This window comes from uncultured Dokdonia sp. (assembly GCF_937910895.1).
GTDB lineage: Bacteria > Bacteroidota > Bacteroidia > Flavobacteriales > Flavobacteriaceae > Dokdonia.
In genome coordinates this window covers 90,813-98,035 of record NZ_CALEMI010000066.1, presented here as the reverse complement: position 1 = coordinate 98,035, position 7,223 = coordinate 90,813, and the positions used below count along the sequence as shown (strand labels likewise).

At 37.4% G+C, this 7,223-nt stretch carries 5 protein-coding genes; 4 read left to right on the top strand and 1 reads right to left on the bottom strand.

Translation table 11 applies throughout. The features are described from left to right. Positions 1-72: 72 nt before the first annotated feature. The 4 genes from Q0505_RS08295 (at position 73) to Q0505_RS08280 (ending at position 4,565) form a co-directional block, all read left to right on the top strand. On the top strand, positions 73-591 hold the full coding sequence (locus Q0505_RS08295) for a DUF3124 domain-containing protein (RefSeq protein ID WP_299211274.1): 519 nt from the start codon (positions 73-75) through the stop codon (positions 589-591). 10 nt (positions 592-601) lie between these two features. Next, on the top strand, positions 602-1,222 hold the full coding sequence (locus Q0505_RS08290) for a DUF2652 domain-containing protein (protein ID WP_299211271.1): 621 nt from the start codon (positions 602-604) through the stop codon (positions 1,220-1,222). Between the two features lie 161 nt (positions 1,223-1,383). After that, entirely contained in the window at positions 1,384-2,289 is a 906-nt protein-coding gene (locus Q0505_RS08285; RefSeq protein ID WP_299211268.1) for a LamG-like jellyroll fold domain-containing protein, read from the top strand. A gap of 83 nt (positions 2,290-2,372) precedes the next feature. Continuing rightward, the gene (locus Q0505_RS08280) at positions 2,373-4,565 is read left to right on the top strand and encodes an acylase (protein ID WP_299211265.1); all 2,193 of its coding nucleotides are present in this window, start codon (positions 2,373-2,375) and stop codon (positions 4,563-4,565) included. 214 nt (positions 4,566-4,779) lie between these two features. Here Q0505_RS08280 and Q0505_RS08275 read toward each other — a convergent pair whose 3' ends face one another. Continuing rightward, on the bottom strand, positions 4,780-7,110 hold the full coding sequence (locus Q0505_RS08275) for a choice-of-anchor L domain-containing protein (protein WP_299211262.1): 2,331 nt from the start codon (positions 7,108-7,110) through the stop codon (positions 4,780-4,782). Positions 7,111-7,223 lie beyond the last annotated feature (113 nt).

Sequence of the window (7,223 nt, the reverse complement as noted above, 5' to 3'; positions counted from 1 at the left end):
CTGGTAAAATTAAATCAATATCGGAAAAAAAATGTTCTTGTTGCGACAAACTAAACAACATTATTTTTTAGTATGAAAAGTAAATTACCTATTCTTCTTTTTATATTGGTTTTGACCATAAGTTCTTGTGTGCATACAGATCCAAATAAAAAAGTAGAAACAGAAATTCAAAATGAAAATCTGGTAAGCGAAAAAAATATAAACAATACCTATCCCTATAAAGGAGAAGTGTATGTTCCTATTTATTCTAATATCTACAGTAAAAATAGAGACACACAATTGCTTTTGACTGCGACTTTAAGTATTCGTAACACCAGTAAAAAAGATTCGTTATTTATAAATGTTATAGATTATTATAACACAGAAGGAAATTTAGTTAGAAATTACATCAACGCTCCTATCTTTCTGAAACCTTTAGAAACCATAGACTATGTGATTGATGAAGATGACACAGAAGGTGGTAGTGGTGCTAATTTTTTAATTGATTGGGGTGCCAAAAATAATGCAAATCCTGTTTTTCAAGCGGTTATGGTAGGAATGATAGGACAACATGCTTTTTCTTTCACAACAGACGGTACTATCGTCGAATAAACAAATTATAATGAGTGATCCATTAAATATTAATGCAAAACCAACCTTACTATGTATTCCAGATATTAGTGGGTTTACTAAATTCATGAGTGATACCGATTATGAATTGAGTGCCGTTGTTATCCCTTCACTTTTAAATAGAATTATTTATGCAAATACACTTCATCTTCAAGTTTCAGAAATAGAAGGAGATGCTGTGTTTTTTTACAAAACGGGATCCCTTCCTAGTTTTAAAGATCTTATACTACAATGTAGAAAGTTTTATACTGAGTTTTATGAAGAAATTAAACGCCTTAAAATTCAGTATAAAGATCATGAGCACGTTCAGAAAATACCAGATATCTTAGGATTAAAAATTGTAGTACACTACGGAAAAGAAATTGGATCTGTTCAAATTGGGAAAAACATAAAATTACTCGGAGAAGATGTGATTACTGCACATCGTTTACTCAAAAATGATATCTCACAAGATGAATATCTATTGCTCTCAAAAGATATTATGGATCAATATGATGAAAATACTTTAGAGCGTAATTTTGGTTGGGGCGAGTTAAAAGATGGAGATGGTAAATACAAACATATAGGCATTGTAAATTACAGTTACATCGATCTTCAACCCCTCATAGACTAAAACGTTTTATAGCATCTTTTTTTGTACATTTAAATCAAAATTACACGTATTTAAAGTAATATTATTTTATAGGCTTTCAAGGAATAGAATGACCTAGAAGTTTATATTGAGCTTGTCAAAATACGAAAGCGTATACCATCACTATAAAATCACATATAGCCATGCGACTATACCCATACTTTTTCTTTGTAGCTTTATTAAGTGTTGTATCCTGTAAAACAGAAACCACCAAAAAAGAACCTACAACACCCGTCACCTCAAAAGAAAATGTATCAGAAGCTGCTCTAAAAAGTTCGCTAACCCTGTATGCCTCTTTTGACAATGGCATTAACGCTGATTTTGCTTTGGGAGATTCCCAATTATATTCTGTCCCTAACAGAAGAGCTAGAGACTCTGCGCAAGTAGGATTACATAAATCTGGCGTAGCCATCTCAAAAGAAGAAGGACGCTATGGAGATGCTCTTTTATTTACAGAAGACAGCAAAGGCTATATCTACTACCCTAGTAAAAATAATATTGCCTATAACCTAACAAATTGGAATGGCGCTATTTCATTTTGGTTAAGCCTTGATCCCACTACAGATCTTGATCCTGGCTATTGTGATCCGATTCAAATCACAGACGTTAGTTATAATGACGCTGCTATTTGGGTAGATTTTACAAAAGAAAACCCAAGAGATTTTAGACTCGGTGTGATTGGAGATCGTACGAGTTGGAATCCAACTCCAGAAGGCGCCGATAATGAAAATCCTATTTTTAATGAGCAATTAATACCTGTATCCAATCCACCTTTTGTAAAAGGAACTTGGACTCATATTCTTATTAACTATACAGGTTTAAATACTGATCAAGGGAAAGCTGCTTTGTATATGAATGGCGAACTAAAAGGTATAAGAAAAGAGATCAAAGATCCATTTACTTGGGAATTAGACAACTCAAATATCTATCTAGGACTCGGCTATATCGGACTTATGGATGAACTTTCTGTCTATGACAAACACCTTTCACAAGAAGAAATCACCACCTTATATACATTAGAAAAAGGCGTCCATCAACTATTAGATTAATGTTTTATACGCTTTCGCGAAACTGCCTGCCAGCTAGGCAGAAGCGTATACAGCCACCATCACGATTTAAATCATACATAACCATGCGATTATACTCACGCTTTCTCTTCATCACCTTTTTAAGTGTTCTATCCTGTAAAACCGAACCCACAAAAACAGCCGAACAAGAGCGTTGGGATTCACACGTTGAGAACACCACGATTATCAGAGATGATTTTGGAGTTCCACATATCTATGGAAAAACAGACGCCGATGCTGTTTTTGGATTACTCTACGCACAAAGTGAAGACGATTTTAATCGTGTAGAACAAAATTATATTTGGGCGACCGGTCGTCTTGCCGAAGTAGAAGGCGAAGATGCCATCTATAGTGATGTGCGCGCACGTTTATTTATGACACAAGAAGAAGCGATTGCTAATTATGAGAGTAGCCCAGAATGGCTTAAAAAACTATGTATTGCTTTTGCAGATGGGATTAATTATTATCTAAAAACACATCCAGAAGTTACCCCTAGATTATTAACCCATTTTGAACCGTGGATGCCTATGTATTTTAGTGAAGGCTCTATAGGTGGTGATATAGAACGTGTCTCTGCTAGAAAATTAAAAGCGATGTATGAAGAAGGGATGGAAATTCCACACACACAGGAAGTCGCCATGCAATTTGAACAGGAAATGCAAGAACCACAAGGCTCTAACGGAATTGCGATCTCTGGAGACCTTACCGCTTCTGGAAATCCGTTATTGCTGATTAATCCGCATACGTCTTTTTATTTCAGAGGCGAAGTTCACGTCGTAAGTGAAGAAGGATTAAATGCCTATGGTGCTGTTACTTGGGGACAATTTTTTGTGTACCAAGGATTTAATGAAAAAACAGGTTGGATGCATACGTCCACCTATACAGATGTGATTGATGAGTTTGTAGAAACCATTGAAAAAGATCCTAATGGAAATCTTGTATATAGATATGGAGATCAGACAAAACCTGTGACACAGTATGAGATGACCATCCGCTATAAGGATGGAGATAGCATCAAAGAAAAAACACTTCCCGCCTATCGTACACATCACGGACCTATTACTCATCTTAAGGACGGTAAATGGGTGGCTTCTGCCCTTATGTGGGAACCTGTAAAAGCACTAGAACAATCCTACATTCGCACAAAACAAGAGGGTTACAAAGGCTTTAGAGAGATGATGGATATCCGCACCAACTCTTCAAACAATACGGTATATGCAGATGCAGAAGGGAATATCGCCTATTTCCATGGGAATTATATTCCGATACGCGACCCGTCTATTGATTATACACAGCCTGTAGATGGAAGTGATCCAAATACAGACTGGCAAGGATTGCATCCTGTAGACGAAACGATTATGCTTTTAAATCCTCAAAATGGATGGTTACAAAATTGTAATTCCACGCCTTTTACAGCCGCATTAGAATTCAGTCCAAAAAAAGAAGACTATCCTAATTATATGTCAATTGACAGAGAGAATTTTAGAGGTGTACACGCGATCGATCTTTTGAAGAAGGGAGAAAACTATACCTTAGATAGCCTTATCGCTTTAGGATATGATTCCTATTTACCCGCTTTTGAGGCCTTAATTCCTGGGCTTGTCGAAGCTTATGATAAAATAGATCGTACGAAGGAAACAGGCGCTGTTATAGAAAAGCTCAGAAACTGGGATTATAGAACATCTACAACGTCGATGGCGATGACGCTTGCTCATTACTATGGAACGGAATATTTAAAAAACGGGAAGCGTCCTGATGAATCATTAACACCTATGCAACTCCTTACCTACTTTGGTAGTGAATCTCCATTAGAAGAGCGGATGGAAATCTTTAAAACTGTCATAGACCGTTTAGAAACTGATTTTGGAACAGCATTGATCGCTTGGGGAGACGTGAATCGTTTTCAGCGTATTAATGGAGACATTAGACAACCTTTTAATGATGACCTTCCAAGTACGCCCGTAGGTCTTGCTTCTGGTCGTTGGGGAGCCTTGGCTGCTTATGGGGAACGTTATACCAATAACACAAAGAAGATCTATGGAACTCGTGGGAATAGCTTTGTGGCTGTTGTGGAGTTTGGTGATACTGTAAAAGCAAAAACAAGTCTAGCGGGTGGACAAAGTGGTGATCCAGATTCCCCTCATTTTGACGATCAAATAAAACCGTATGTAAACGGTGAGTTTAAAGAGGTCGCTTTTTATAAAGAAGATGTTTTAAAACGAGCTGAGAAGACGTATCATCCGGGACAAGAGCACTAAAATATGAAACTATTGAACGCTTTGGGGTTTCAGGTTTGAAGCAGTTAAATTTTAAACACCTCACATTATACAACATAAAGGAGTTGATGGTTAGAATTAATACGCTACTTCAACTAAGCTCAGCACAGCTTTCGCGAAAGCGCAATTCACAACAAAGCCGTAGCGTTCGTTTTTTATGAACTCTTAGAGTCTTTCCTCCTAGTTTATAAAACAATTACCCGCCGCGTTTAATTAAAGAAAAATGCCCCGTGTAGGTACGTCCATCTGCAAATTTGATGAGATACCAATAATCATTAGAAGGCATGATATCTCCTTGATATACTCCATCCCATCCGTTGCCCATTCGGCGTCTGGAGAATAGTATCTTTCCAAACCGATCAAAAATTACAAATTGTTCGGTGGGATTTAAGGTATTTGTGACGCCCTCTAATTTCCACGTATCATGGATTCCGTCGCCATTAGGTGTAAAATACCTAGGAAAACCTATAACAGCGACTTCGCCAGTGGTGATCCCACAGCCATTTCGGTCTCTCACATATACGATATGAAATCCAGAGGAAACATTTGTAAATACAGGAGATTCCACATAAGGACCAAAAATATTATCAAGTGCATATTCATACACTCCTTCCCCAGAAACAGTCACGGTGACGGTACTCTCTTCTACCAAGATGGTATCAATTGTAGCCGTATTTGAAGGTTGTACAGAAATACTTCGCGTAGCACTACAGCCATTCGGCGCTGTGACTGTCACCATATAATTGCCTGGCTCATTAATCGCGATAGAAGGCGTAGTGAATCCCAAAGCACTATTATTAAACGTCCAACTGTAGGTAAATCCATTGGTATTTCCTTGCACGCCACTATCTATTTGTAGCGTGTTTGGAAAATCATTTAAACAATAAGTAAGCAATGCTCCATCCCCTACTACTGGTATTTCAAGCACTTCTAAAGGAACTATTCCCACTGCAATACAGCTGGTTTCACTGAAAACCCGTACAAAAATATCTTGTGCATTAGCGACCGAATTTACAAAGGGGGTGTTGAGTCGATTTACATCCAATGAAGCATCAGTTGCAGACTCGTAATACCTCACAATAGCATCGGCTGGCAACTGACTATTTAAGGACGCTGTAATATCTGAGAGATCAAAACTTGTAAATCCGTCAGCAGGAGCATCATCACAAATACGTACAGGATCAATCTGTAATTGTGTGACCGTTGTATTGATACTAATGGTGACTGCTGCAATTTCAAAACAACCTGCTTGATTTTCTACTCTTGCATAAAGCGTTTGATTAGGTAACGTTACTTCATACGCTGTAGGCGAAGGAATTGGATTTTCAGAAAGCATCGCATCTGTAGGATTCAAGAAGAAATCTGCAACAAAATTAGCATTGTTATTATTGGTAACTGCATCATTGGTATTGAATAGATTAAAAACAATACTTCCGTCTTGATCTGTATCACAGACTTCTACCGTAGTATTTGAAACGATAGGGGTTTCTCCAAACTCAATGATAATTTCTCCAAAGGATTCACATCCATTTTGAAGGGTGACGGTTACTTCATAGACACCAGGCATATCTACTGATAAGGTTGCATCCATTTCGGCAGGAAGTAGAACGTCATCTCTAAACCACATATATCCAGTCGCATCTGCTTCGGTAGCATCTAGCAATAATGTTTCATTCTCACATAACGCATTTCCTGTACTTAATAATCGGTTTGGACCCAATTGTGTTGCCAATTCAAAACTGCCCGCTTCTAAGAATACAGCTGAGTCAAATCTAAAGTTTTGCTCGTCGGCAATCACAAGTTTTACTTCATAAATCGTATTCGGTATTAATTGTGCCGTGGCTTCTATAACTTTGGTCTGACCGTTAAAGTTGATGGGGACATTAGGCCCATTAAAGCTTTGAAAGTAGAATTCATTTTCTGCCTCACATCCATTAGGGATTTCTGGGTGTACGGTGGTTACTTTTACAGGGGTTTGCGTATCGGGTACCAATGCAATATTTTCATATTGTTGTTCTCCCAAAGGGCGAATTAAAAAGCCAAAAAGATCTGAAAACTGACACGTATTCGGATTTCCTTCTTGATATTCTTCTGAGGCGAAAATGTATCGAAAGCTTATTTCTGACGCCGAAGAACTAAACTGAAATTCTAAGATTGTCGCATTGGTGGTATTCGTCTCATTTAATATCGTTTCTAAATCTGAATCGCCTCCCCATCCTGGTGCATCATCATCACTTAAATTGGTATTAGGACCTTGTACATTTTGTAAACGCCCCGTAGTAAGTACAATACCTTCTTCAAACGGAAACGTAGTCCCCGTGGCATCAAAATATCCATAGCTCCGTTCGTTCTCTCCAAAATTCCCACCTACCACATTGGTAACTGTTACCATATTAATACAGTTACTATCAATAAGGATATCTTCAATCAATTCTTGAGGAGAAAAGGTTTGACTATCCACTTGTATATTTTGACTAAAAGCAAAAAATGGAAATAGAAAACATAAAAATAAAAAAGGGTGTTTCATTCTTTTGTATAGCCTTGCAAAAATAAGCAATCAACTGGCTTTAAAAATAACAAAATATATATTTTCTATGTTAAGATCTGATGAAGTGAAATATGTATTTGAAAGTCTCTTTA